General features: G+C 65.9%; 28 protein-coding genes and 1 tRNA gene. 16 read left to right on the top strand and 13 right to left on the bottom strand.

Annotated elements, in window-relative coordinates; genetic code table 11:
* Positions 1-4 precede the first annotated feature (4 nt).
* The 5 genes from KZC50_RS09845 to KZC50_RS09825 all read right to left on the bottom strand — a co-directional run bounded on the left by KZC50_RS09845 (position 5) and on the right by KZC50_RS09825 (position 4,146).
* Positions 5-604, bottom strand: coding sequence for a recombinase family protein (locus KZC50_RS09845; RefSeq protein WP_310891579.1), 600 nt, complete (start codon positions 602-604; stop codon positions 5-7).
* 150 nt (positions 605-754) lie between these two features.
* On the bottom strand, positions 755-1,564 hold the full coding sequence (locus tag KZC50_RS09840; RefSeq protein WP_310891578.1) for an AAA family ATPase: 810 nt from the start codon (positions 1,562-1,564) through the stop codon (positions 755-757).
* On the bottom strand, positions 1,564-2,949 hold the full coding sequence (locus tag KZC50_RS09835) for a TnsB C-terminal domain-containing protein (RefSeq protein WP_310891577.1): 1,386 nt from the start codon (positions 2,947-2,949) through the stop codon (positions 1,564-1,566). The genes KZC50_RS09840 and KZC50_RS09835 overlap by 1 nt, the downstream gene beginning before the upstream one ends.
* A 10-nt stretch (positions 2,950-2,959) precedes the next feature.
* Positions 2,960-3,556 carry a recombinase family protein gene (locus KZC50_RS09830; protein WP_310891576.1) on the bottom strand — a complete coding sequence of 199 codons (597 nt, stop codon included), beginning with the start codon at positions 3,554-3,556 and terminating at the stop codon, positions 2,960-2,962.
* A gap of 185 nt (positions 3,557-3,741) precedes the next feature.
* The gene (locus KZC50_RS09825) at positions 3,742-4,146 is read right to left on the bottom strand and encodes a heavy metal-responsive transcriptional regulator (RefSeq protein WP_310891575.1); all 405 of its coding nucleotides are present in this window, start codon (positions 4,144-4,146) and stop codon (positions 3,742-3,744) included.
* Between the two features lie 54 nt (positions 4,147-4,200).
* Between KZC50_RS09825 and KZC50_RS09820 the strand changes: the two genes are divergently transcribed.
* The 13 genes from KZC50_RS09820 (at position 4,201) to KZC50_RS09760 (ending at position 15,790) form a co-directional block, all read left to right on the top strand.
* Complete coding sequence (locus KZC50_RS09820; RefSeq protein WP_060921760.1) at positions 4,201-4,515, top strand: hypothetical protein; 315 nt, start codon at positions 4,201-4,203, stop codon at positions 4,513-4,515.
* Positions 4,512-5,861 carry a dihydrolipoyl dehydrogenase family protein gene (locus tag KZC50_RS09815; RefSeq protein ID WP_082750005.1) on the top strand — a complete coding sequence of 450 codons (1,350 nt, stop codon included), beginning with the start codon at positions 4,512-4,514 and terminating at the stop codon, positions 5,859-5,861. Before KZC50_RS09820 ends, KZC50_RS09815 begins: the two co-directional genes overlap by 4 nt.
* Before the next feature lie 164 nt (positions 5,862-6,025).
* Positions 6,026-6,859: a M23 family metallopeptidase gene (locus KZC50_RS09810; protein ID WP_310891574.1), complete on the top strand. Its 834-nt coding sequence runs from the start codon at positions 6,026-6,028 to the stop codon at positions 6,857-6,859.
* Between the two features lie 10 nt (positions 6,860-6,869).
* Positions 6,870-7,136 carry a DUF6112 family protein gene (locus KZC50_RS09805; protein ID WP_248240734.1) on the top strand — a complete coding sequence of 89 codons (267 nt, stop codon included), beginning with the start codon at positions 6,870-6,872 and terminating at the stop codon, positions 7,134-7,136.
* A 98-nt stretch (positions 7,137-7,234) separates the two neighbouring features.
* Positions 7,235-7,504, top strand: coding sequence for a DUF6112 family protein (locus tag KZC50_RS09800; RefSeq protein ID WP_028495551.1), 270 nt, complete (start codon positions 7,235-7,237; stop codon positions 7,502-7,504).
* Positions 7,505-7,536: 32 nt separating this feature from the next.
* Positions 7,537-8,886, top strand: coding sequence for a TrbL/VirB6 family protein (locus KZC50_RS09795; protein ID WP_310891914.1), 1,350 nt, complete (start codon positions 7,537-7,539; stop codon positions 8,884-8,886).
* Positions 8,883-10,346, top strand: coding sequence for an SCO6880 family protein (locus KZC50_RS09790; RefSeq protein ID WP_248240737.1), 1,464 nt, complete (start codon positions 8,883-8,885; stop codon positions 10,344-10,346). Before KZC50_RS09795 ends, KZC50_RS09790 begins: the two co-directional genes overlap by 4 nt.
* Before the next feature lie 56 nt (positions 10,347-10,402).
* Positions 10,403-10,885 (top strand): hypothetical protein, encoded by a 483-nt coding sequence (locus KZC50_RS09785; RefSeq protein ID WP_248240739.1) that lies wholly within the window; start codon positions 10,403-10,405, stop codon positions 10,883-10,885.
* Positions 10,882-12,375, top strand: a complete 1,494-nt coding sequence (locus tag KZC50_RS09780) for an ATP-binding protein (protein ID WP_248240741.1) — start codon at positions 10,882-10,884, stop codon at positions 12,373-12,375. The genes KZC50_RS09785 and KZC50_RS09780 overlap by 4 nt, the downstream gene beginning before the upstream one ends.
* Positions 12,372-12,962, top strand: a complete 591-nt coding sequence (locus KZC50_RS09775; protein ID WP_248240742.1) for a hypothetical protein — start codon at positions 12,372-12,374, stop codon at positions 12,960-12,962. Before KZC50_RS09780 ends, KZC50_RS09775 begins: the two co-directional genes overlap by 4 nt.
* Positions 12,959-14,731, top strand: coding sequence for a type IV secretory system conjugative DNA transfer family protein (locus tag KZC50_RS09770; protein WP_248240746.1), 1,773 nt, complete (start codon positions 12,959-12,961; stop codon positions 14,729-14,731). Before KZC50_RS09775 ends, KZC50_RS09770 begins: the two co-directional genes overlap by 4 nt.
* Positions 14,732-14,784: 53 nt before the next feature.
* A complete protein-coding gene (locus KZC50_RS09765; RefSeq protein WP_248240747.1) occupies positions 14,785-15,213 on the top strand; it encodes a single-stranded DNA-binding protein in 429 nt (142 codons plus the stop codon).
* A gap of 7 nt (positions 15,214-15,220) precedes the next feature.
* Positions 15,221-15,790: a hypothetical protein gene (locus tag KZC50_RS09760; RefSeq protein ID WP_248240750.1), complete on the top strand. Its 570-nt coding sequence runs from the start codon at positions 15,221-15,223 to the stop codon at positions 15,788-15,790.
* Between the two features lie 218 nt (positions 15,791-16,008).
* On the opposite strand, the gene KZC50_RS09755 is transcribed toward KZC50_RS09760, so the two are convergent.
* Positions 16,009-16,497: a hypothetical protein gene (locus tag KZC50_RS09755; protein ID WP_248240751.1), complete on the bottom strand. Its 489-nt coding sequence runs from the start codon at positions 16,495-16,497 to the stop codon at positions 16,009-16,011.
* Positions 16,498-16,583: 86 nt separating this feature from the next.
* A complete protein-coding gene (locus KZC50_RS09750; protein WP_248240753.1) occupies positions 16,584-16,955 on the bottom strand; it encodes a MerR family transcriptional regulator in 372 nt (123 codons plus the stop codon).
* Positions 16,956-17,135: 180 nt separating this feature from the next.
* Here KZC50_RS09750 and KZC50_RS09745 point away from each other — a divergent pair, with 180 nt between their 5' ends.
* Positions 17,136-18,659: a SulP family inorganic anion transporter gene (locus tag KZC50_RS09745; RefSeq protein WP_310891573.1), complete on the top strand. Its 1,524-nt coding sequence runs from the start codon at positions 17,136-17,138 to the stop codon at positions 18,657-18,659.
* Between the two features lie 74 nt (positions 18,660-18,733).
* Here the strand turns inward: KZC50_RS09745 and KZC50_RS09740 are convergent, their stop codons facing one another.
* The gene (locus KZC50_RS09740) at positions 18,734-18,868 is read right to left on the bottom strand and encodes a hypothetical protein (RefSeq protein WP_310891572.1); all 135 of its coding nucleotides are present in this window, start codon (positions 18,866-18,868) and stop codon (positions 18,734-18,736) included.
* 92 nt (positions 18,869-18,960) lie between these two features.
* On the opposite strand from KZC50_RS09740, the gene KZC50_RS09735 reads away from it, so the two are divergent.
* Complete coding sequence (locus KZC50_RS09735) at positions 18,961-19,557, top strand: DUF305 domain-containing protein (protein WP_248240759.1); 597 nt, start codon at positions 18,961-18,963, stop codon at positions 19,555-19,557.
* Positions 19,558-19,883: 326 nt separating this feature from the next.
* On the opposite strand, the gene KZC50_RS09730 is transcribed toward KZC50_RS09735, so the two are convergent.
* The 5 genes from KZC50_RS09730 to KZC50_RS09710 all read right to left on the bottom strand — a co-directional run bounded on the left by KZC50_RS09730 (position 19,884) and on the right by KZC50_RS09710 (position 23,197).
* On the bottom strand, positions 19,884-20,852 hold the full coding sequence (locus KZC50_RS09730; protein WP_310891571.1) for a hypothetical protein: 969 nt from the start codon (positions 20,850-20,852) through the stop codon (positions 19,884-19,886).
* A 24-nt stretch (positions 20,853-20,876) separates the two neighbouring features.
* Positions 20,877-21,122 (bottom strand): hypothetical protein, encoded by a 246-nt coding sequence (locus tag KZC50_RS09725; RefSeq protein WP_248240762.1) that lies wholly within the window; start codon positions 21,120-21,122, stop codon positions 20,877-20,879.
* A 387-nt stretch (positions 21,123-21,509) separates the two neighbouring features.
* The gene (locus KZC50_RS09720) at positions 21,510-22,697 is read right to left on the bottom strand and encodes a tyrosine-type recombinase/integrase (protein ID WP_248240763.1); all 1,188 of its coding nucleotides are present in this window, start codon (positions 22,695-22,697) and stop codon (positions 21,510-21,512) included.
* A 4-nt stretch (positions 22,698-22,701) separates the two neighbouring features.
* A complete protein-coding gene (locus KZC50_RS09715; RefSeq protein WP_248240765.1) occupies positions 22,702-22,941 on the bottom strand; it encodes a helix-turn-helix transcriptional regulator in 240 nt (79 codons plus the stop codon).
* Positions 22,942-23,123: 182 nt separating this feature from the next.
* Positions 23,124-23,197: transfer RNA gene (locus KZC50_RS09710), tRNA-Pro, on the bottom strand.
* Positions 23,198-23,415: 218 nt separating this feature from the next.
* Between KZC50_RS09710 and KZC50_RS09705 the strand changes: the two genes are divergently transcribed.
* Entirely contained in the window at positions 23,416-23,898 is a 483-nt protein-coding gene (locus tag KZC50_RS09705) for a GNAT family N-acetyltransferase (protein WP_310891570.1), read from the top strand.
* The last annotated feature ends 29 nt before the right edge of the window (positions 23,899-23,927 follow it).

The raw sequence follows: 23,927 nt of genomic DNA, 5'->3' as shown, positions 1-23,927 counted from the left end.
CGGCCTACACGGCGCTCGTGGCTCGTCGTGACGGGGCCGCTGCGGCGGGCGCGCGGTTCAGGGCCCGGTAGATGGTGGTGCGGGAGACGCCGAGCACCTGCCCGATCTGGGCGACGGTCATGTCCTTCTGCTCATACATCCGTCGGGCCGCCCGGACCTGGTCCGCGGACAACGCCGACGGCCGCCCACCGCGGCGGCCCCGAGCACGAGCGGCCGCCAGGCCGGCGTTGGTGCGCTCTCGGATCAGGTCGCGCTCGAACTCGGCCAGTGCCGCGAAGACGTGAAACACCAACCGTCCGCCTGGGGAGGTGGTGTCGATGGTCTCCTGCAACGACCGGAACCCCACGCCGCGGTCGGCCAGGACCTGCAGCTGGTCGATCAGGTGGCGGATCGACCGGCCGAGCCGGTCCAGCCGCCACACCACCAGGGTGTCCCCCGGGCGCAGCTGGTCCAGCAGCTTGTCCAGCTCCGGCCGGTGCTGCAGCGACCCGGAGCCGGTGTCGACGAACACCCGGTAGCACCCGGCCTTGGTCAGCGCATCGACCTGCAGCGACGCGTCCTGATCGGTTGTCGACACGCGCGCGTACCCCAGGAGATGCCCCACGCGTCGACCGTAGCGAAACCCGTCCGACACGGGAAGTATCGCGCCGTAGTTTTCGGCACGCAGTTCCGCTACATCAGGCGCCTCGTCGACGACGCGCGCCGCTGTGGAGTTGATCACTGAGTGGCGGGTGTTTGTGGTCGTTCTGTGTCGCTAGTTGCCGATGACGAGGATGCTTGCGGCGGCTTCTATGACGTCGTCGGTGATGGTTTCGAGGTCGTTGATCTTGAGGACGCGGTTGATCTGGGGGAAGAGGCGTTCCAACAGCCGGAAGTTGCCCCGGGTGATGCGTTCAATCGCCGCGATGGCTTGGGCGTCGGTGAAGTCGTCTGGGTCAAGGGTTCGGCCGAGGTGTTTCCAGTGTCTTTGGAGGACGAAGAGTAGTTCGTCGCGTCCGAGCGCACGGTAGTGGTGGGAGAAGCCGAGGCGGCTGTAGAGCTGGGGATAGTGGCGGAACCGTTGGTCGATGCCGGGCATGCCGATCAGGATGAGGGCGAGGTGTGTGCGGTCGTGGCGGTCGCGGAGCATTTCGAGCGCTACTGGGGTGAGCCGTTCGGCTTCGTCGATGATGAGGAGTTCTACGTAGACGGGCCCGCCGCCGATGTGGGGTCCGTGAATCTTGCCGGTCGCCAACTGGTGTTCCCAGACGCAGACGTCGACTTTGCTGTGCCAGTGATCGATCTCGCGCATCATTTCCTTGGGACGGGGTAGGACCTCGGGGGTGTAGAAGACGGTGCGGGATCGGTTGGCGAGGGCGTAGTGGTGGGCATCCTCCTCGCCGCGTGGGCCCCATCGGGTGATGTACGGCTCGAGGGCATCCCAGTTCGCGTATCGGCGGGCGGATTGGGTTTTGCCGACGCCGGCCTCTCCATGACAGATGCCGATCGTCTTCTCCTTGCGGACCGCGTTGGCGAACTCGGCGAACCGGCGGTGCTCCTTCGTCACGATGAACGTCTGGCTCATCACTCGTCCTCTTCGTAGGTGCGCAGCCGGCTTCGACGCGGCGGCGGCGGGAGCGGTCGCGTCTCGGTCCGCACCGCCACGGTCGGGATGCGCTCGTTGATGGCTTTGCGGAGCTCGCGGCGGCGGGCGCGTCGGGCGGATTCGATGTCGCGAAGACTGAGTCGCACGTTCGGGTGGTCTTCGTCGACGGCCACGCAGATGAACGTGTCGCGGTCATAGACACGGATCTCGGAGATGTCCCGAGGGTCGTAACGGATGGTGACCGCGTGCCCGACGAAGGGGGCGAGGGTGGGTGCGAGGTAACGCTGGCCCTGGAAGTGGATCCCGTCACGCTGCACCACTCGATTCTTCGGAACAGTTAAGAGGAGTGTGTCGAGATCCTCGAGGCTGCGTGGCATGCGCGGAAGCCAACCGTCAGCTACCCATGCGTCGCGTGGGGATACTCCGAGCTCGGAGTGGGTCCGGTCGTTGTAGGTGGTGATGAACGCGCCGATGGAACGGTCGAGCGCGGGAAGGTCCAGCACGGGCGTCGGAGTGCGGTTGCCCGGTCTGAGGTGGCCGGGGAGAGTGGCGAGGAGTTCGGTGTTGATGGTGCCGAAGAATCGCTCGATCTTGCCTCGTCCTTGGGGGCGGCCGACGATCGAGTGGATGATGCGGATGTGCAGGGCGATGGCGGTGCGCTCGAGGTGGTTGCTGGTGAAGTCTGACCCGTGGTCGACGTGCAGGATGTCGGGGAGACCGCACATTGCCCAGGCGGGGTCGGTCTTGCGCCAGATCGCTTGTCGGAGCGCGAGCGCCGTGTGGGCTGCCGAAGGTGCGCCGGTGAAGACGGTGTATCCGCAGATCGCTCGGGAGTAGTCGTCCATCACCGTGGTCAGCCACGGCCGGTCGGGCTTTCCGTCAGCCCCGATGATGAGGATGTCCAGCTCGGTGTGGTCAGCCTGCCAGGTCTGATTGGGCCGGTCTGCCCGACGGCGGAGGACGAGTTCGTGCCGGTCGCGATACGACGCCGGCCCCTCCAACGCCAACGTCACCAGCGCCGGATCGAGAGCCCGCACGACATCTCGCACGGTCGAGTAGCTCGGCGGCGGTGAGCCCCTCTGGTTCGCGTCAGCGACGGTGAGCCGGTGCATCGTCGCCAGAGCCGGCCGTGGTCGTGTCAGAGCGAGGCGTTCGATGAACGTCACTGTTCGGGCGTCGGTTCGGCGCGTTCCCTTGTCGACGCGCGGGCGGGGCTCCAGTCCTGAGATGCCGTCGTCCCGGTACCGTCTGTTCCAGCGCTGCAGGGTACGGATGCTGATCCCCGTGTCGCAGGCGAGGGTGGCAATCGGGATCTGATCCTCGACGTGCAGTCGAAGAACTCGCCACCGCTCCTCCGCGTCCATCACACGGCAGCTACATTGCGGCGCTCTCGCGAGCGGCGTGGGCTTGCTGGTGACGATAGAGAGTTGCGCGGCTCCATCCGACAAGGCGAGCTGCGTCTTCGGCGGTACGTCCCTTAGCGCGCGCCTCCCGCGCCAGCTCGAGCTTGTCGGCGATCACCGCCGGGTCCGACAACGGTCGACCGAATCTCGTCCCGTTCTGACGCGCGGCCGCGATGCCGGCAGTGACTCGCTCGACGATCAGTTCCCGCTCGTACTCCGCGAGAGTGGCCAGCATGTTCAGCATCAGCCGCCCCGTCGAGGTCGCTGGGTCGATCCCGTCTGAGATCGACCGCACGTGCACGCCACGCTCGCGCAACAAGTTCACCGTGTTCAGCACATCGATCAGAGACCGCCCGAGACGGTCGACCCGCCACACCACGACGGTGTCTCCCTCGGCAGCATGCTCGATGAGCTTCTTCATCCCGGGGCGCTCCACCGCCGTTCGACTGCCCGAAGTGACGTCGGCGAACACGTCGCGTTTCTGCACGCCCGCTGCAACGAGAGCGTCCAGCTGAAGCTGCGCATCCTGACTCGTCGTGCTGACCCGCGTGTACCCAAGAAGCCTCATACGATCAGTGTGACTCAGAAAACCCTGCCGCGCACGCGTCTAAGACAGTTTTCGTCGAGACAAGTTTTCGAGACATTCCGCTCCGGATAATCCCGCGGACGGCAACCGCGTCCGCGGGACCTCCGACCATGTCTCGAAAAGCTGTAGCTTTTCGAGATGCCCTGCTGGTGCGTACAACGACGGGTTTACGGTAGCGGCCGCGGGATGACGTTGCAGATGCTGCGCTCCGAGCACGTCGCTGGGTCGACGGCCGAACTGGTGGTGAGCATGTCGACGAGTTCTGTTTCGAGACGGGCGAGTTCTTGTTGACGGACCCTGACTTCATTGAGTTTGTCATCGAGCAGCGAGTGCACGTGCGAGCAGGGCGCCTGCCCGTCTTCCCGGAGAGTGAGGACTCCGGCGATGTCGGCCAGCGTCAATCCGGCAGATTGAGCGGCGCGAATGAATCCGACGCGGGAAGCGACCTCATCGTCATAGACCCGGTATCCATTGCTTTGTCGACTCGGTGCAGAAAGTAGCCCTTCGCGTTCGTAGAAACGAAGGGTCTGGGTGCTGACTCCCGTGGTGGCGGCGAGGTCTCCAATGCGCATACCCCCATTTCACCACTTGACCTTGTACCGGGCTGCAACGTTTACGGTCGATGCATGCAGATCACGTTGCAGTACTTCGATGGGTGCCCGAACTGGGAGACGGCCGCGGATCGCCTCACGGTGATCGCCGCGGAACGATCCGACGTCACGGTGAGCCGGCAGCTCATCGAGACGCAGGAGGAAGCGGAAGCTCTCGACTTCCGCGGGTCCCCGACTCTCCTGGCCGACGGTGTGCCGCTGTTTCCCGCACCAGAAGCTCCGCCCGGCCTGTCGTGCCGGGTGTATTTGACACCGGCAGGTCTTGCCGGGTCGCCCACGACAGAGCAGATCCGGGACGCCATCAGGACCGTCGAAGCGGGTATCCGGTGAGTGACGCGTTCGATCTGCTGGTCATCGGTGCAGGCATGGCGGGCACGTCCGCTGCGAACAAGTGTGCGGCGCAGGGCTGGCGGGTCGGGATTGTCGACGCGTTGCCCTACGGCGGTACCTGCGCGCTCCGGGGATGCGACCCGAAAAAGATCCTCCGCCGCGGCGCCGAAATCGTCGATGCCGCCCGGCTGATGAACGACACCGGCATTACAGAAGGCGGCCTCCGTGTCGACTGGCCGGCCCTGATGCGGCGCAAGCGCGGCTTCACCGACGGTGTCCCGAAAGGCATGGAAGACGAACTCACCGGCAACGGTGCCACCACTTTTCACGGCCACGCCGAGTTCACTGGCCCGAACACCCTCACCATCGATGGCACTACCCACCACGCCGACCGCTTCCTCATCGCCACCGGGGCCACCCCGAGGCCGTTGACGTTCCCCGGTGCGGCACACCTCATCGACAGCACCCAATTCCTCGACCTCGATGCTCTACCGCAGCGGATCGTGTTCATCGGCGGCGGCTTCATCTCGTTCGAGTTCGCGCACATCGCCGCCCGCGCCGGCGCGCAGTGCACGATCATCGACCACGGCCCGCGACCCCTGCGCGAGTTCGACCCCGACCTGGTGGAGTTGCTGACCTCCCGCACCGAGCAAGCCGGCATCCACGTCTACCGAAACACCAACGTCACCGCCATCGAGGCCGCCCCCGCCGGGTTCCAGATCAGCATCAACACCCACGGCACGACCACCCGTCTTGACGCGGACCTCGTCGTTCATGGAGCAGGTCGCGTCCCCGCCCTCGATGGCCTCCATTTGGACGCTGCCGGTATTGCCGGCAGCCTACGTGGAGTCACCGTCGCCGGGCACCTGCAAAGCACCACCAACCCCGCCGTCTATGCCGCAGGAGACGCCGCCGACACCGCGGGACGTCCCCTGACTCCGGTGGCCGTGTTTGAGGGGAAAGTCGCCGCGTCGAACATGCTCAAAGGAACCACCACAGCACCCGACTACACCGGGGTCCCCACGACCGTGTTCACCATCCCGGAGCTGAACCGGGTCGGCCTCCTCGAAGAAGAAGCCGCCACAAGCCACAACACCGCCGTTCGCTTCACTGACACCAGCAACTGGTACTCCACCTACCGGGTCGCCGAAACCACCGCCGCCGCGAAGATCATCATCGATACCGACACCGATCAGATCCTTGGCGCGCACCTGCTCGGCCCCGGCTACTCCGAACTGATCAACACCTTCGGCATCGCCATCAAACTGGGTCTCACCACCCGGCAACTCAAATCCACCACCGCCACCTACCCCTCCCTCGGCTCCGACCTCGGCTCCCTACTCTGACCAACTAACACACAGAGCCGACTACCTCTGCTTTCCGTCAGTCGCCGGCCAGCCACACCCGTCACTAAGCGATCACAAAACACCGCCAAAAAGCGACAATGTCCACATCGCCGGCCAGCCACACCCGTCACTAAGCGATCACAAAACACCGCCAAAAAGCGACAATGTCCACACCCAACGACGGCATCGGCAGCGACCACGACTCACTCGGCCTCTTTCAGATGCGCCCGACCTCCGGCTGGGGCACTGTTGAAGAGCTCATGGATCCGGACTACCAGGTGCGCGCATTCTTCGGCGGACCAGAGGGACCCAACTTTCCCTCCCCCGCTGGGCTCCTCGACATCGCGGGCTGGCAGTCAGCCGATCCCGGCTCGGCTGCGCAAGCTGTCGAGCGCTCGGCTTTCCCCGACCGCTACCAGGATTATCAGCCCGTCGCGGAAGCCATACTCGTCGTGCTGACCCGGCCGATCGCGTCGGTGACGGGAGGGGGCGCACCTCTGGATTCCGTCCCCGAGACGACCCGCATAGTCTTTCCCCTCCCGAGCAACACGTGGGTGCTGGCCAGCGGCTATGGCGGGCGAACCGACCCCATGACTGGGCGACCTGCGTTCCATGCAGGAACCGACTTCTCCGCGGCAGACGGCACACCCATCTTCTCGATCGCTGACGGGATCGTCAGCTGGGCGGGACCGTATGGGGGTTACGGACAGCTGATCGTCATCGAGCACACGGTCAACGGAGAGCGGGTGGCGTCGGCGTACGCGCACATGTGGGCGACCGGCGTACACGTGACGGTCGGCGAGCGCGTCACCGCTGGCCAGCACATCGGAGACGTAGGGTCATCCGGCAAGTCCACGGGATCCCATTTGCACTTCGAGATTCGTCCCGGCGGAGCGTTCGAGCCGGCCATCGACGCAGACTCGTGGCTCGCCGAGCATGGGGCCGAAGGATTGGATGCCGCGACCGCTGGCCGGACAGCGTGCGCGGCAGGCGCGTGAGGTGACCGAAATGGACATCTTCCCGGACTTCGGAGCGGTTGGAGGAGCGGGTGAGCTCCGCGTGATCGTCGGCGCGCTCCTCATGTATGTCCTGGTCTTCGCGGTACTCGCGATCCTCATCTGCGCCACCACATGGGTGATCGCGTCGACGAGCGGGAACTACCAGTCGGCCATGCGAGCCCGTAACGGCCTTCTTGTTGCTGTCGGCGCAGCGGCGCTTGCCGGCGCGGCGGTCGCCTGGATGAACTTCCTCATTGGGGTCGGCCAACAGCTCTAGCCAGAGTGCGTGCACGGACTGCGCGGGTCGACGGATCTCGGGGACGCCGCACGCACCTTGTACGCAGGTTCGTTTCTGCGCAGACAAGGAGCACGACCGTGATCGACATCGTTCCCAACGGGTCAGGACTTCCCGGCATCGAGCAACTCCGCGTCATCGTCGGCGCAGTGATGACAGTCGGGCTCATTCTCGCCGTGCTCGCCCTCATCATCGCCGCAGTCGCGTGGGGGTATGGGGCCAACTCATCGAACCCCCATCTCGCCTCACGGGGCAAGCTCGGCGTTCTGGTGGCGTGCGGCGCGGCACTCATCTGCGGGGCGTCGGTCACGCTCGTGAACTTCTTCTGGGGTGTAGGCCAGTCCGTCTGAGCGAACGCGGCCGATTGAGAGGAACGACGCGAGTGGGTGGAGTTTGCGATATCCCGGCGATCGCTGAGGTATGCCAGACCGTCGGGTCGGGTGTCACATCGCTCGTTGCCGCGCCCTTCGATTGGCTCGCCCACACGCTCGCCGCAGCCGCCGCGTGGTTCTTCGAAGCGGTCTGGGCGGTGTTCGACACGACAACACTCGTCGACGTCACCGGTGACCAGTACACGCACGTGTACAACCTGCTCTTCGGCGTCGCGCTGTTCGTCATGCTCGTGTTCTTCTGCCTGCAACTGATCACCGGATTGGCGCATCGCGATCCGACCGCGCTCTCACGAGCTGCTGCGGGGCTCGGCAAGTCCGTGCTCGGCTCGTTCGTCGCAATCGCCCTGACAGCGACGCTGCTGGAGATCACGGATCAGCTGGCCATCGGTATCGTCCAGGCAACAGGAAACACGATGGAGGGAATGGGCGACAGAATCGCCCTGATGGCCGCCGGGCTGGTCGCGATCAACATCGCGAGCCCCGGCGTCGGCGCGATCATGACGATCTTCCTCGCAGGACTCGCGATCGCAGCCACCGCGATTGTGTGGTTCTCGCTCCTCATCCGCAAAGCCCTGCTCCTGGTGGCTATCGTGTTCGCGCCGATCGCACTGGCCGGATTCTCCTGGGATGCTACCCGCGGCTGGTTCGGCAAGTGGGTTGCGTTCGTTGTGGCCCTCGTGTTCTCCAAGCTCGTGCTTGTCGTCCTCTTCCTCGTCGCGATCAACCAGACCGCGGCGCCGATCGACGTTGATCTCGCGTCCATCAGCGATCCCGTGGCCGGAGTCGTACTCATGCTCGTCGCAGCCTTCGCGCCATACATGACCTACAAGTTCATCTCGTTCGTCGGCGTCGATATGTACCACGCGATGTCGACCGAACAGGAGGCTAAGGGCGCGCTGAATCGGCCAGTCCCCGTGCCAGTGAGCCCCGCGAGTGCGAAGTCGGCGAAGTCGATCCTCGACGGGGGTGGCACCTCGAGTGGATCGGCGCCCCCGGTGGCGACGAGCGCCGCTGCCAACACCGCTGGATCTGGTGCCAGCGCGGGTGCGTCTGGTGCAGCAGCGTCCGGCGCAGGAACTTCAGGCGCTGCGGCGGCCGCCGGCCCGGCCGCCGCAGTCATCGTCGGCCGTCAGGTGGTCGGCAAGGCAGCCTCCGCTGGACCCAAGCTCGGCAACGCCACCGGATCAGCAGCCATGGGACATTCCGAGGGCGCTAATCCGACAGACATACCACCGTCACCGACGACCTCCCCGGCTGCCGGGCAACCGACCCCACAGCCGCGCACACCGACCCCGCACCCGCGGCCGATCCCCACTCCGCGCGAGAGGACGACAGCATGACAGCGGGCAACACCCCGCGCGCGAACCAACTGCACCCGGTCCAGTTCTCCCGCCTGTCTAAGCGAGGCGTGATGCTCGGCCTCTCCCTGGCACAGCTCGTGACACTCGCCATCGGGCTAGTCGCGTTCACCAGTGCGGTGTACCTGGGCGGCGGCATCCTGTTCGGCCTCACATCACCGATCTGGGTGACGAGCGTCGCTCTTGCCTTCGTTCCCGTGGGTGGCCGGAAGCTCATCGAATGGGTGCCGATCTCAATCCGCTGGGTGTGGCGAAGCGTCGGCGGGCAGCTGCGATTCCGCGCGGACTTGGTCAAGCCGCGCCCCGCGGGCACGCTCGCACTCCCCGGCGACGCCGCCGCGCTCCGAGAGTGGGTCGACCCCGAGACGGGTGCCGCCATGATCCAAGACCCTCACACTCAGACCCTGACGGCAATCGCCGGCATCACGCATCCAGCGTTCGTTCTTCTCGACAGCGGCGAACAGGAGCGTCGGGTGGCCGGCTGGGGGCGAGTGCTCGCGACGGTCTGCCGGTCGGGCCGCATCGCGCGCGTTCAGATCTCCGAGCGCACAGTGCCCAGCTCCGGAAGCGGGCTTGCCGAATGGTGGGCCCGGCATGGCGTCGACGATGACTCTTGGCCCGCGGTCACGTACAAGGAGCTCATTGAGCGCGCTGGCCCCGCCGGCGAACGGCATGAGACGACAATCGCCCTCGCGCTCGATATGCGCGCGGCGGCCCGCCAGATCCGCGCCGCCGGGGGTGGCATGAAGGGGGCCGCGGGTGTACTGCGTCAGGAGATGACGACGTTGGTGGCAGCACTGCGGGCAGCTGACCTAACGCCCACAGGCTGGCTGAGCCCAGGCGAGGTCGCGGTGGTGCTGCGCTCCGCATACGATCCCGCAGCCGCTCCCGCGCTCGAGAGACACGGGGAGATCGGTCGATCTCTCGCAACGGCCGGCCCCGTCGCAGTCTCCGAAACCTGGGACCGGCTGCGTACCGACTCGGCCCACCACGCGGTTATCTGGATTTCGGAGTGGCCGAGGTCACAGGTGTACCCAGGCTTCCTCTCCCCCTTGTTGCTGACTTCGGGCATCCAACGAACATTCACTCTGACGTGCACGCCGGTCCGTGCCGACCTGGCCGCACGGGACATCAGGAGAAAGAAGGTAGGACTTCTCTCGGATGCCGCGCAGCGTGCGAAAGTCGGGCAGATCGAGGATGCCGCGCGCACCGCCGAGTACAACGACGTCGTCCAGCAAGAATCAGACCTCACGGCTGGTCACGGCGTGCTGCGATTCACCGGGCTCGTGGCAGTGTCGGCGCCGAGCGTCGACGAGCTGGATGCCGCAGTCGCGGCGATCGAGCAGGCCGCCGTGCAAGCTGCCTGCGAAACACGGAGGCTCGTGGGCCAGCAGGCGCAAGCGTTCACCGTCGCCGCTCTGCCCCTGTGTCGAACCGTATGACGCGCGGGGACACCTCGCGCACCTGACTGACGACTTCCGTTGCAAGGGGACACGCAATGCCTACATTCCAGGATCCTGTCGTCGATGGCGAGGAAGCGTGTCACGCTCTGCGCGCTCTCGCGCACGCCACGCGCACGTTCGATGACCCGGCACAGACGTACGAGGTGGTCGGGGATCTGCTGGGCGGCCTGAGATCGCTCGAACAGGTGCTCGATCAGCTCGCGTTCGCGCACACCAGCTCAGACTCGATCGCCCGAACTGACGACGGTGATCACTGGGCTGGGGTGGAGGAAGCCCATGCAGCCGCCCTCGCGCTGCGGCGTGCGTCGACCCTTGTCGCTCGGGCCGGCTTGGCCCTCGATCGCGCATCTCAGCACTCCGGCCGAATCGCCTGGAGCCCATCCGTCGGCGCCGCGCCGAAGGTCACGGAATCAGTCGCGCCCCGCGTCAATCCGAACGACTCGTTTCAGCGCCCTGACCCATTCGCCTTGCAGGGGTCTGGTGCCAAAGTTAGCCGCCGCAACGGGATGTCGCTGTGAACGCGCACGGAGGTGAGCGCATACACACCACAACGCTTGTGGACCCGGCAGGCGAACGCAGGAAGGAGCGTCGTGCCCGACGAAAGGCATCCCGGCGTCTCAGTGACGCCACTCGCGCTGCCACCACCGAATCCGACCGTGCCGAGGCCGAAGCGGAGCGCGCGGATCTACGCGCGACGACCTACCTACCTGCCTCAGGTGAGTCGCGGCCCGCCGCGCTCCGAACCCCCGGCCGCCTGCGCATACCGCGCCACCAGGACACCAGTGCCACGCTCGCCGGAGCGTACCCGTTCCTCGCCGAAGGCGGACTCGGTTCGCAGGGCGTCTTCGTCGGCCAGGACCTCTACTCGGGCGCGTCGTTCGTCTATGACCCGTGGGTGCTTTACTCACGTGGGATGATCACCGCGCCGAACATCGTCCTGGCGGGGATCGTGGGCTCCGGTAAGTCATCGCTCGTGAAGAGCCTCTACACGCGTTCGATTCCCTTCGGTCGCCGCGTCTACGTCCCCGGCGACCCGAAGGGCGAACACACTGCCGTCGCCGAAGCGGTCGGTGGACAGGCAATCGTGCTCGGGCACGGCATGGCGAACCGACTCAATCCGCTCGACGAAGGGCATCGCCCATCCGGCGTTTCCGACGAGAGCTGGGCCGGCCAGGTGGCTTCGCGTCGCCGCGACCTCATCGGCGCGCTGACCGAAACCGTGCTCGAACGACCACTGAGCCCGCTGGAGCACACTGCGATCGACCTCGCTCTCGCGGACACTGTCCGCTCATGTAAGACCCCGATTCTGCCGATGGTCGTGGAACGCATCCTCTCCCCGGACGTATCCCAGCAATCCGACCGCCGCCTCGTCGAGGACGGAAGGGTCGTCGGGCACGCACTCCGTCGGCTGGTCGCCGGAGATCTCGCCGGCCTGTTCGACGGCCCCAGCACCGTCACCTTCGACCCGACCCTGCCGATGATCTCGCTCGACCTGTCGCGCGTTGCCGAGAATACGACGCTCGTGTCCGTCCTCATGACGTGCTCCTCCGCCTGGATGGAATCCGCGCTCCTCGACCCGCACGGCGGGCAGCGTTGGGTCATCTATGACGAAGCCTGGCGTCTCATGTCGCATCCCGCCCTTCTGCGACGAATGGATGCACAGTGGCGACTCGCCCGCCACTATGGAATCGCGAACCTGCTCGTCTTCCACAAGCTCTCCGACCTCGACAACGTCGGCGACCGGGGCTCCGCGATGCGCGCGATCGCCTCATCCCTCCTCGCCAACGCGGAGACGCGAATCATCTACCGGCAGGAAGCGGACCAACTCGGAGCGACTGCGACCGCGCTGGGCCTCACTGGCACTGAGCAGAGCCTGCTGCCCGGCTTGGCAACGGGACAAGGTCTCTGGAGGATCAAGGACCGCAGCTTCGTGGTTCAGCACCAATTGCACCCCGCGGAGCTCGCAGCATTCGACACGACGAGCCGGATGACGGAGGGCGTGAAATGACGACAGCGCACGCAGTACGACGATCCACCGACGCGATCCGTGTGCCGGCGGTCCTTCCCGCTATCACCATGACGATCTCGGCGAACGGCACAATGACCGTCGCCGTCGACGGGACGCCATTCGAACCGCCTCGGTTCGGGGCACCCTGGACCCGCGCGTCCTTCGCGGAAGTCATAGACACGGTCCTGCTCGCTCTCGGCTCGCCGGTGCGGGTCGTAGTTTACGAGGCTGACGGCACTGTCTTCACCGACATCATCACCCGGCCGCTGCAGGGATCACTCAGCCCGAGCGCGCCGCCGAAGATTGAAGGCCGAGAGTCGAGTGCTCCAACGGAGTCGCAGGTCGCTCGCGAAGCACTTATCGATGCCATTCCCTCGATCGGGCCGCCTCGCGTTGTTTGCGGCGAAGAGGGTTTCCTCCCTGGCGAAGACGTAGCCCTAGCGATCATCGTGCGTCACATCCAGGCTTCTGCGGACGGGTCCGCTCGAGCGTTGCTGGAACCGGGGCTCTGCCGCGTGACCGCCGAGGGCGAGATTGTCCTCGTGGGCAGAATCTCCGGCACGTGTGCTTTCGGGATCGTCACATGACGGGTCCCCACGGTGTCGGTGTCTCCGGTCCCGACGGGCTAACCAACGTCGCGTTGCTCGCTCTCGGCGGGGCCGTTGCGATCGCCGGCATCCTGCGTGTGGGCGGCAATCTCGCCGCCTTCCTAACAGGAGCGGAGCAGCCGACAGGTGGTCTGGCCGCGGGGCTCGGTGTCTTCGGGTCCCCCGCCGACCCGGGGGCGGCACTCGGATCTCCTGGGCTCAACGCCGTGGCGTACTGGGCTGTCGTCGTGGCGTTCGTGGCGCTGCTCAGCTTTTCGGGGTGGTGGGTCTGGCGCGTCATCCGAAACCACACTCGTCATGCCAGATCCGACCCGAACAGGATCGCCGGAATCGCGACCGCGGCCGACGTGCGCCGCGCTGCCTCCGATCACGCGTTGCTGACGCGCGCTACGCACCTTCGCGCGTCCGTCGACAAGCCGCGATGCGAGGACGTCGGCTACCTCGTGGGAGTGGCGCGAGGAACGAAGGTGTGGACGTCGGTTGAGGATTCGATCCTCGTGATCGGCCCTCCCCGGTCGGGCAAGGGCGCCCACATCGTCATCAACGCGATCCTCGATGCACCTGGCGCCGTCGTCACGACCTCCACCAGGCCGGACAACCTCACGACCACCATTCGCTCGCGTATGAGACGAGGACCGGTCGCCGTGTTCGATCCGCAACATCTCGCTCCGGGTGTGCCGGCGGGCTTGCGGTGGTCGCCGGTGCGCGGCTGCGAGATACCACTCACCGCGATGATTCGCGCCACGGGACTCGCAGCCGGTACAGGCCTGTCGAGTGTTGGGGTGGAGAACGGCGGCTTCTGGGAGGGCAAGACCCGCACGGCTCTTCAGTCGCTGCTGCACGCCGCAGCGCTCGATGGCCGCTCACCTGGTGAGCTCTTTCGCTGGACGCTCGACCCGGCCGCGGCGAAGGATGCCGTCGCGATCCTCACCTCCAACCCTGCCGCCGCGACCGGATGGGCCGAGTCGCTTGAGGCGATGATCGACGCCGACCCCCGTACGCGCGACTCGATCTGGCAGGGCGTCTCCCTGGCGTTGGCGGCTCTGGCTGACCCCCGTGTTCTCGACGCCGTCAGCCCGAGCGAGGACGAGCGGTTCGATCCGGAGACCTTTCTCCGACGTAACGGCACCCTGTACCTTCTCGCGACGGGCGCCGGCGCCGGCGCATCCTCCTCCCTCGTCGCCGCGTTAGTCGAAGACCTGGTCGAGACCGCGAGGCGCGTTGCCGCGAGATCCCCAGGCGCCCGCCTCGACCCGCCGCTGCTTCTCGCGCTGGATGAGATCGGCAACCTCGCCCCTCTGCCGTCGCTGCCTGTCCTAATGGCCGAAGGCGGAGGCACCGGTGTCACCACGATGCCGGTGCTTCAGTCACTCGCGCAGGCCCGTCAGCGGTGGGGCGACAACGCAGCCACGGCGATCTGGGACGCGAGCATCGCCAAGATCGTGCTCGGCGGCGCCTCAGGGTCTCGAGACCTCCAAGACATCGCCACCCTGATCGGCGACCGCGACGAGGCCACCGACTCGATCACGATCGGTGAACGCGGTATGCGCTCCAACCAGCGATCAACGCGCCGTGTTCCGATCATGCCGCCCGACGTGATTCGCACGCTGCCGTACGGCACGGCGCTCCTGCTGCTGAGGTCGGCACCGCCGATCGTCACGCGCCTGCGCGAATGGACTGCCCGGTCCGACGCTGCAGAACTTCGCGCTGAACGGGCTCGAGTCGAGGAACAACTGCGGCGGGGATAGGGAACCCACCTAACGGGTGACGGCCGACATGCGGCCCCTGGCAGGAGCATCCGATGACTATCCACACCCAGCAATCTCTCTCCGGGTTCATCGCGTCGCAGCCTCAATTGGCGTTCAACACGAAAGGCGAAGCCCGCTTCTGGGTGCGCATCGGTCAGGAGCACTTCGAACGCAATGAAGACGGAACCTTCACTCAGACCGAGACCACGTACCACGACCTCGTCATGTTCCGACGTAACGCTGAGCGCGCCTACGCGATGTTCAACAAGGGCGATGTGTTCATCGCAGAGGGATACACGCACACCTCGACGCGGGAGCGCGACGGCGAAACGGTCGAGACCGAGGAGTTCGTCGCGAAGCGCCTCGGCCACGACTCCGCGCGCACGAACTACATCCTGCAACGCCGCCGCAACCAGCTCCCGTCGGTCACGGCATCCGCCCCGTCGACGGCAAAGCCCGCCGCTAGACCCGTGGCCATCTGAGCACCTGATGACCGCCGACGAGCCCTTGCATTTTCCGGGATACGAGTTCGAGCCACCGTCGCCGGACGGCCCTGAAGGTGAGGTCGATGGCCTGCCGAGTGTACCCCGCCCGGTGAACTGGAACGTGCTCACTTCGGATCGAGCTGCATTCGAGTGGGTGGAGCTGGACAGGTGGGTGAACTGGCTACGACGCACCTACGGTCTCGGACCGTCGATCATCCCGCCGCTGTGGCATCGCCACTCCGAACTCGTTTGGGAACTCTCCGCCCTACACCTGCACTGGCTCTGCGCATACGACGAGGAGCAGCATGGCTCCGCTCCCCTCGGCTGGCACCAGGACTTTGCCGAGGCGCGCGAGCGCCTGCACGACTGGGTCGCCGCGTGCGGCTCACGCCTCGACCGTGACAGGGCGACACGTCAGACCGCGTGGCCAGGGGAAGATCCCGCCCCGGCAGTCGAAGAAATACCCATTGCGGATCGCGCCGCCGACTTCCGCAGATTCGTCGTCGAGGACGTCGCGCGGCGCCGAGCCGTCGAGGATGCGTACATGGCGGCAGCGGCCAGCGGCGCTGAGTAGGTGTTCAGGACTCGTTGGGAGCGTCGAGACGCGTTGTCCTCCATCATGAGTCCGGTGGGACCTGGCTAGAGCCGGCGCGCGCCACCCCCACGAAGAACGTGCCGTCCAACGCGCTGACAATGCGTTCGCGCTGAACTCGGACGCACATGCGGATTGGTCCTTCGCGCCCGACGGACTCAGCGCCCGCTCAGGACCGTCTGGCGAAGCGTAGGTGGAGACTATGAGACGAACTGCGGGGGAAAGTACTCGTCGGGAACCTGGTGAAGGTCCAGGTGCGTCTCGAGGTGTTGGGCTGTCTGGCGAACCCTGATCAGGAGTGGGGTAGTTGAGCGCATGCGGGTCCCGGTGAGTCGGGCCGCATTCTCATTAGCCGTCACCCAGAGCTCTTCGGCGCTGCTCTGATTTTGCGCAGCGACGGCGGCGACGAAGCGGCGGACGAATGCTTCGGTCGGGCCGGCTAGGTCGGCTTCGGCAAGGTGCGCGTCCCTGCCGTAGGCGGCGAGGATGCGCGCCAGGGTGTAGTCGAAGAGCATGGCGTTTCGTCGGAGCCACTGCTCACCGGACGCTACCTGCATGCCGGTGATCTCGTGTTCCCACTCGGTCAGGCTGGCGTTGGTGGCCAGGCACATCACCGCCTTGGTGATCATGTAGTCCTGGACCAGGTGGTAGTCCTCCTGCTGAAGGGGATGCTTGTCCTCTGTCGCCACACCGACCTCCCAATCTCACGTTACGGAAGAGATTACGGCAGCAGGATGGTCGTTGGCTGGACCGGTCAACCTGGAGGGGGGAATGGTCAGCGGCGGCCGAGTTGCTCGAGGAAGTCGTCGGCGGCCTCGAGCTGAGCGCGCAGCCGATCGCGACGCTCGTTCGCCTCGGCACGCACGAGCTCCAGTCGGTCACGCAAGCCCTCATCACCGGGGTTCTCGGTCAGCGCGTCGATCAGCTCGAGTAGTTGCCCCGTCTCTTCGAGGGAGTATCCGAGCGGCTTCATACGTCGGATCAGGAGGAGGCGTGATTCGTCTTCGGCGGTGTAGAGACGGAATCCGCCTTCCGTGCGGCCGGTGGGCTTGAGAATGCCGATCTCGTCGTAGTGGCGGATGGTACGCAGTGACAGTCCGGTGCGTTCGGCGAGCTCTCCGATGTGCATCGTCATGGTGGCGGTCATGTCAGCGGCTCCATCCGATTGGCGACCAACTCTCACGTTACGGTAGTCTTCGTGGCGTTCGATCATTTCTTGGTCGTACTCCCCAATTCTCTCCCGCCGACCATGCTCGGCATTCTGGCGCACCGGTGCGCTCCCCTCCGGCTTTCACCCTGACAGCCCCATCCTCCCGCTTGGAGTGCCATGACTGACGTCATCCCCGTTCAAGATCCCAAGACCCGCTACCGCATCGAACCCACCGTGATGCAGGCCTTCCGCAGCCCCCGCATCCTGACCCGCGAAGTCCTCGCCGGGCTCGTTGTCGCGATCGCGCTCATCCCCGAAGCCATCGCGTTCTCGATCATCGCGGGCGTGGACCCGCGGGTCGGGTTGTTCTCCTCCTTCGTGATGGCCGTTGCGATCTCGTTCCTCGGCGGACGGCCCGCGATGATCACCGCCGCGACCGGCGCGATCGCGCTCGTGATCGCACCCGTGGCGCGCGAGTACGGGATGGACTACTTCATCGCCACCGTGCTCCTGGGCGGTCTGATCCAGGTCGTCCTGGCCGTGCTCGGCGTGGCGAAGCTGATGCGCTTCATCCCCCGCAGCGTGATGGTCGGGTTCGTCAACGCCCTGGCTATCCTGATCTTCATCTCCCAGTTCCCGCAGCTGATCGGCGTGCCCTGGCTGGTCTACCCACTCGTGGTCGTCGGGCTGCTGATCATGTACCTCATGCCTCGGTTCACCAAAGTGATCCCCGCTCCGCTGGTGGCGATCGTGCTGCTCACCGCCGCCGCGGTTGTGTTCACTCTCAACGTCCCCACCGTCGGCGACCAGGGCGACCTGCCGCAGAGCCTGCCGGAGCTGTTCATCCCGAATGTGCCTCTCACGCTCGAGACGCTCGGGATCATCGCCCCGTACGCTGCGGCGATGGCGATCGTCGGTCTGCTCGAGTCACTTATGACGGCGAAGCTGGTCGATGAGATCACCGACACCCACTCCCGGAAGACCCGCGAAGCCTTCGGCCAGGGCGCGGCGAACATCCTCTCCGGAGTCTTCGGCGGCATGGGCGGCTGCGCGATGATCGGCCAGACCATGATCAACGTCAAGGCCTCTGGCGCCCGGACACGGATCTCAACCTTCCTCGCCGGCGTCTTCCTGCTGATCCTGGTCCTGGTCCTGGGCGATGTCGTTGCCGTGATCCCGATGGCTGCGCTTGTCGCGGTGATGATCGTGGTCTCGGTCGCCACCTTCGATTGGCACAGTGTCCGCCTGTCGACGCTGAAGCGGATGCCCAAGAGCGAGACCGCGGTGATGCTGATCACGGTGCTGATCACGGTGTGGACGCACAACCTCGCCATCGGCGTCGGTGCCGGAGTCCTCGCGGCCATGGTGCTCTTTGCCCGTCGTGTCGCTCACTTCGTCACCGTCACCCGACGGATCGACAAAGAAGCAGACGTCCCCACCGTCCGCTACTCCGTCGACGGTGAACTGTTCTTCGCCTCCAGCAACGACCTCACCACTCAGTTCGAATACACCCACGACCCCGACCGCGTCATCATCGACATGTCCCAATCGCACATCTGGGACGCGTCCACCGTCGCCGCTCTCGACGCGATCGTCACCAAATACGAGCACCTCCAAAAGGACGTCATCCTCGAAGGCATGAACGACGCCACCACCAAACTCCACGGACGCCTCACCGGCGGGCTCGGCGCTGGCCACTGACCACCCGCCCTCAGGGGATCGGAGCTAGGCGTCCTGCTGGGACGGTGCGCGCGAAAGAGGAGGCGGCGTCGCGATCAGCACGCGCGTCGAGAGAGTCGGTGCTCGGGCGATGCCGGGTCGTCCACCACGGCGACCACAACGCCGCGATCCGGATCTCCGTCGAGCACCCAGGTGTTCAGGTCACCGATCTCGCAGCCGGGATACCTCATGTCACGTCGACCCGCAACGGTCTGCCGCTCCGATGTGTGGACGCGCATGGTCGTTGTGGCGCACCTATCCGCAACGGGAAGAGGAGTGATCCATGTCTTCAAGCCGAGACAGCAACGACCGTGCCGCAGACCAGAAGCAGAAACGCGAAGACACGGTCAAGATGTACCTGCGTTTTGCAGCGATGGCCCTGACCGGCATGGTGGTCATGTATTGGGTCATGTTCGCAGGCTCCTGGGAGTGGTCCCACGTCAGGTTCAGCGAGAGCCGCGTGTTCATGGCGCTGACAATGGGGGGCACGATGGGCGTGGTCATGCTGGCCTGGATGCTGCACATGTACAAGAACTGGAAAGCGAACATCGCCGTCGTCGCCGTCAGCCTGCTCCTCATCGGCGGCGGCATTGCCCTGGATCGCTCGCAGGTCATTGTCGACGACACCGACTTCATGCAGGGGATGATTCCCCACCACTCCCTCGCGATCACGCGGTCCGAACGGGCGCAGATCCAGGACCTTCGCGTCTGCCAGCTAGCGGTCGGCATCAGCGAAGCGCAGCGGCGAGAGATCCTCGAGATGGACTGGCTGATCAAGGACATCGCCGAAAACGGCGTGGCGACAACTCCCGAGGACGCCGCCGATCGGCGGGTGCCGCACTTCACCCGCTCGGCTGATCGCACCTGCCCCACCGAGTAACAACGCGCCCGCCCCAATGGCGACTGAAGGTATACGCGGTCACCGCGCCGAGGCAGGCGATTCCTCGCGAACGCCCCCTTCGTGTTCGCGCGCGAGCGGATCGAAGGGAGCAACCGTCTCTAGGCTGGGCGCATGCAAGAGGCGCCGCCAGACACCATGGCCTGCCCAACGTGCGGAGACCGGATGTCCTTCGAGGTCCTCGACGACGAGAAGTTCATCGTCGCCTGGTCATGTCTGAACTGCGGCCTCATCCGCACTACTGAGCCGACATAGTTCCGCGCTGCCCGGAAGCCACCGCAACCGCGCAATGCCCGAATGGGGATCGATCAAAGCGCCATGTCGGGTCGCCGTTGCGCATAATCGGTCGTGAGCCAGCGAAAGATCGTCAGCGATGATGTCGGGGAGGCGGCGTTGGCGCGCAGATAGCCCCGGCTTGCGAACTCGAGAGCGTGACGGCGTGGCTCCGTGTAAACGTCGAGCGGCAGCATCCCGCCCCGGAAGCGCGCGCGGGATACCTCGGCGACCCGTGCCCTCAACTCCACCTCGTGATCGGCGAAGTACTGATCGGCGATCGCGAGGATCTCACGCGCAACACGTCGGTTCTCCGAACGCTCCTGCCACGCGTGCACAAGATCCGGAGAGGTCGGCTCGTCCTGATTTCTGATACGGGCGATGTCTTCACCGGTGCGCTTCTGCGCGAAGAAGGCGTCCGCCGCGGCATCGTTGTGACGTCGCTCCGGCGCGTGCACGCGGTGTAGCTGGCGTTCGGGCAGCCCAGCACGGGCGCGACGACGCGCCTGGCGCCGCGCCGCGTTCTCACGCTCGCGATATGTCGCCCGCTGATCTGGAGTGGGCGACCAGGTCGAATCGCGGCCGGCCTCCCGGGCACGCTCGACCGCCCGGCGGCGCGCCTCGTTCGCCTTCTCCGGATCGGCAGCCTCGCGAGCGCGCCGGCGCTCAGCGATAGCCTCACGGTTCCGGTAGTAGTAATCGCGCTGAGCCTGCTTGTACGCCTCGAGATGCTTCTGCTTGTACCGCTCGCGCGCCTGCTGGCGTTCCTCCGGGTGTTCCTTAGCCCAGGCCTTCGCGCGATCGATCTGCTTCTGGCGTCGCGCCTTCTCCTCCCGCGCGCGTTGAGCACGATCGCGTTCGCGTTCGCGGTTCTTGCGGCGGATGTCCTCTCGGTTCCGCTCGCGGTACTCGGCGTAATACGTCGGGTGGGCCTCGTTCCATGCCTTCCGCTGTCGGGCCAGGCGCGCTGCACGCTCCTCGTCGCTCGGGTGTCCGTCACTCATATCGGATCCACCATGAGCACGCCGTCAAAGCTCGGCGAGCGCCGTGAACAACTCCTCGCGCGTGGCGGTCGGGTCGGTGATCGCTCGCACGAAGAGCGCGCCCATCCGTTCGCGCTGAACGTCGGACACGTTACCGAGCCGCACGAGACACCATTCGATGTCATCGGCGAGGCTATAGCTCGGATCATCCACCTCGATGCCGGGGTAGTACAGGAACGCGAGCACAGCCACGTGCTCCAAGACAGCGTCAGCGCGCTCACGATCGCTCATGGCATCAAGGTGCGCACCCCGCGCCCAACCGCTCGCACGGCGATGTCTGTTGGTCGGTTTACTCTCATGCGTGTTCGGCCGGAGGATGCCCAATGACCGAATCGCACCTATGGCACCCGCTGCTCGCAGCGCAGGAAGGTCCGACGGGCACCTGGACCTCAATAGACACGTGCGACCGCGTGTACGGCACGATCGAGCTCTCGACTCAACGCCACTACAGTTCGCTACCGCGTCAGCTTTCGGGGCGAAGTAATCGGCTGGTCCTCGACTCTCCGCGTTGCGTGCGAGCGGGTCCACGGCGAGTCCCTCCGGAACCACGGGCCAAACGGCGGGCCAATCGCGAGTTGGGGCGCGACGGAGCAAGCGCAGTGACCACAGGCCGCCTTCTCAGGTCGGCTGATCCTTGGAGAAGGCGCGGTCGAGCATCTCGGCAGTGGAGGGGTTCACCATCTCGTTTCGACGAATGTAATGCTGGATGGTGATCTTGGGATCCGTGTGGCCCAACAGCTCTGCCGCAAGCTCCACGCCCGCCTGTTCGTTGATCGCTGTCGCGACCGTGCGGCGGAACGCGTGCGGCGTGACTCCGGTGATGCCGGCGATCTCCATGACTCGTCGAAGTTGGCGCCGCACATTGTTCGTGGTCAACGGGGTGCCCTCCCTGCTGCAGAAGAGCAGAGCGTCCAACGCCGGATCACTGAGACTAGCCAGACGCCGACGGACGGCCTCGGCCGTGAAAGTCGGAATCGCGATAGTGCGTCGCGACTTCGCGGTCTTCGGGTGATCCTGCCGCTGGGTCGGCTCACCCTTGTTGCTGACAATCGTGCCCGCGATGCGAATCGACGGCACCGCGCTCGTGATGTCAACATCACGACGTCGAATCGCGAGCACTTCGCCGATTCGGGCGGATGTTCCGAGCATGACCTCGACGATTCCACCGAGCTGTCCATCCGGCTTCGGCCCTGAGATCGCACGACCGCTCTCCCACACGGCGATCGCCGTGCGGATCGCCGTCACTTCGACCGGCGTGAGTGCGTCAGGTGTGGTTGTCTGCCGATTCAGTCGAGCGACATGGTCCATCGGATTACGCGACAGGACCTCGTGACGGACAGCGAGGCCGAACGCCAGGCGAAGTACCACGCGCGCATGCTTTGCTCGGCTGTAGCTCCACTTGTTCAGCTGCTTGAGGAGTTGGTCGCAGCGCGCGACACCGATCTCACGCAGCGTCAGATTGCCGATCGCCGGCATGACGAGCGTTCGCATATTGCGCTCGTACAGCTGCCGTGTCGCCGTGGAGAGACGACCCTCCTGATCCAGGTCCTCAAGCCAGTAGTCCACGAGATGTGAGAACAGGCTGTCGGGCGTGAGCACCGATGTCGTGGGCTGAAAGACGCTCCGCGTTGAGAGCTTTTCTTTCAGTGCGCGCTCGGCAAGCGTGCGCGTCCCTGCGGAGACCTGCACGAGCCTGGTCCGGCCATCCCAATCGCGATATCGAGCTCGGGCAATCACGCGACCGGGTCCGGTGGCAAGGAACCCGATCTCGCCGAACGTGCCGATCGCGAGGCGTGCGCGGCTCATCGTGTCACCGCGAGGCGGCGGGCGGCGGACCACCCGTCTCCCGGTGCGCGTCGACCCAGGCCCGCACGTCCGTGGCCGCGAATGTCAGATGCTTGCCGTAGCGATGCGCGAGAGGCGCCTGCCCCTTCGTACGCCACTCGTAGATGGTCGACACCGGGACGCGAAGATAGGCCGCGAGCTCGTTGATATTGAGGAGTCTCTCCAGCCCCCAGAGCTCTAGCGTCAGGTTGTCTACCGTGTCCATGCCGATAAGGTGCGCAGGTCGTTGCCCCACCATTCGGAGGCAACCGGAGCGAAGCCGAGTCAGTCGAGGCTTCGCGCCGCGAGAGTGCGCCAGAGCGGTCAATTTGATGGCATTGCGATGACGTGATCAAGTTTCACCAACTAAGAAGTCCCGGGAACCCTTAGGTTCCCGGGACTTTCCGGTCGGGATGACAGGATTTGAACCTGCGACCCCTTGACCCCCAGTCAAGTGCGCTACCAAGCTGCGCCACATCCCGGAAGCCGCGCGTGCGCGGACAACTCCCCTATCCTAGCCGGTCGGAACGGCATCCGCGAACGCGTGCGACCGCCGGGCATGGCGGCTGGTGGAAGCTGCGGGTAGGGTCGCGCGTATGAGCCGGGTCTCCGTGGAAGCGGCCACCGCCGATCGCTTCGTCGACGTCCAGCACGCCCTCACGGGCGGCGGCGATGGGCGAGCTGCCAGTGCCAGTGGTGGATGCTCACCAACGCGCAGTTCTCCGCGACCGGGGTCGACGAACGCCGCCGCATTCTGCGCGACGAGATCGATGCCGGCCCGGCGCCCGGGTTGGTCGCGTACGTCGAAGGCGTGGCCGCGGGGTGGGTGCGTGTCGGACCGCGGGTCCGCCAACCCCGGCTCGAGCGCACGCGCGCGTTCGCGTCCGTGTCCGAGCAGCCCTGGGATGACGCATCCGTCTGGGCCGTCACGTGTTTCGCGACCCGCAGGGAGCACCGCGGCGAAGGAGTCGCGACGGCGCTGCTCGACGCGGCGATCCCCTTCGCGCGGGAAGGCGGCGCGCGAGTACTCGAGGCGTATCCGATCGACCCCGAGGCCGGCCGACGTCCCACCGCGAACTCGCTGTTCCACGGCGTCCTGTCCTCGTTCCTGACCGCCGGCTTCCGGGAGGTCGGACGGTCCCGCCCGGACCGCGTCGTCGTCGCGTTCGATCTCCGCGAGTGACACGTCCGGACCGCCGCACGGAACTGTTT

Source organism: Microbacterium aurantiacum, assembly GCF_031625015.1.
GTDB classification, from domain to species: domain Bacteria; phylum Actinomycetota; class Actinomycetes; order Actinomycetales; family Microbacteriaceae; genus Microbacterium; species Microbacterium aurantiacum.
The sequence above is the reverse complement of the archived record's forward strand: the minus strand, read 5'-3'. Positions and strand labels throughout refer to the sequence as shown.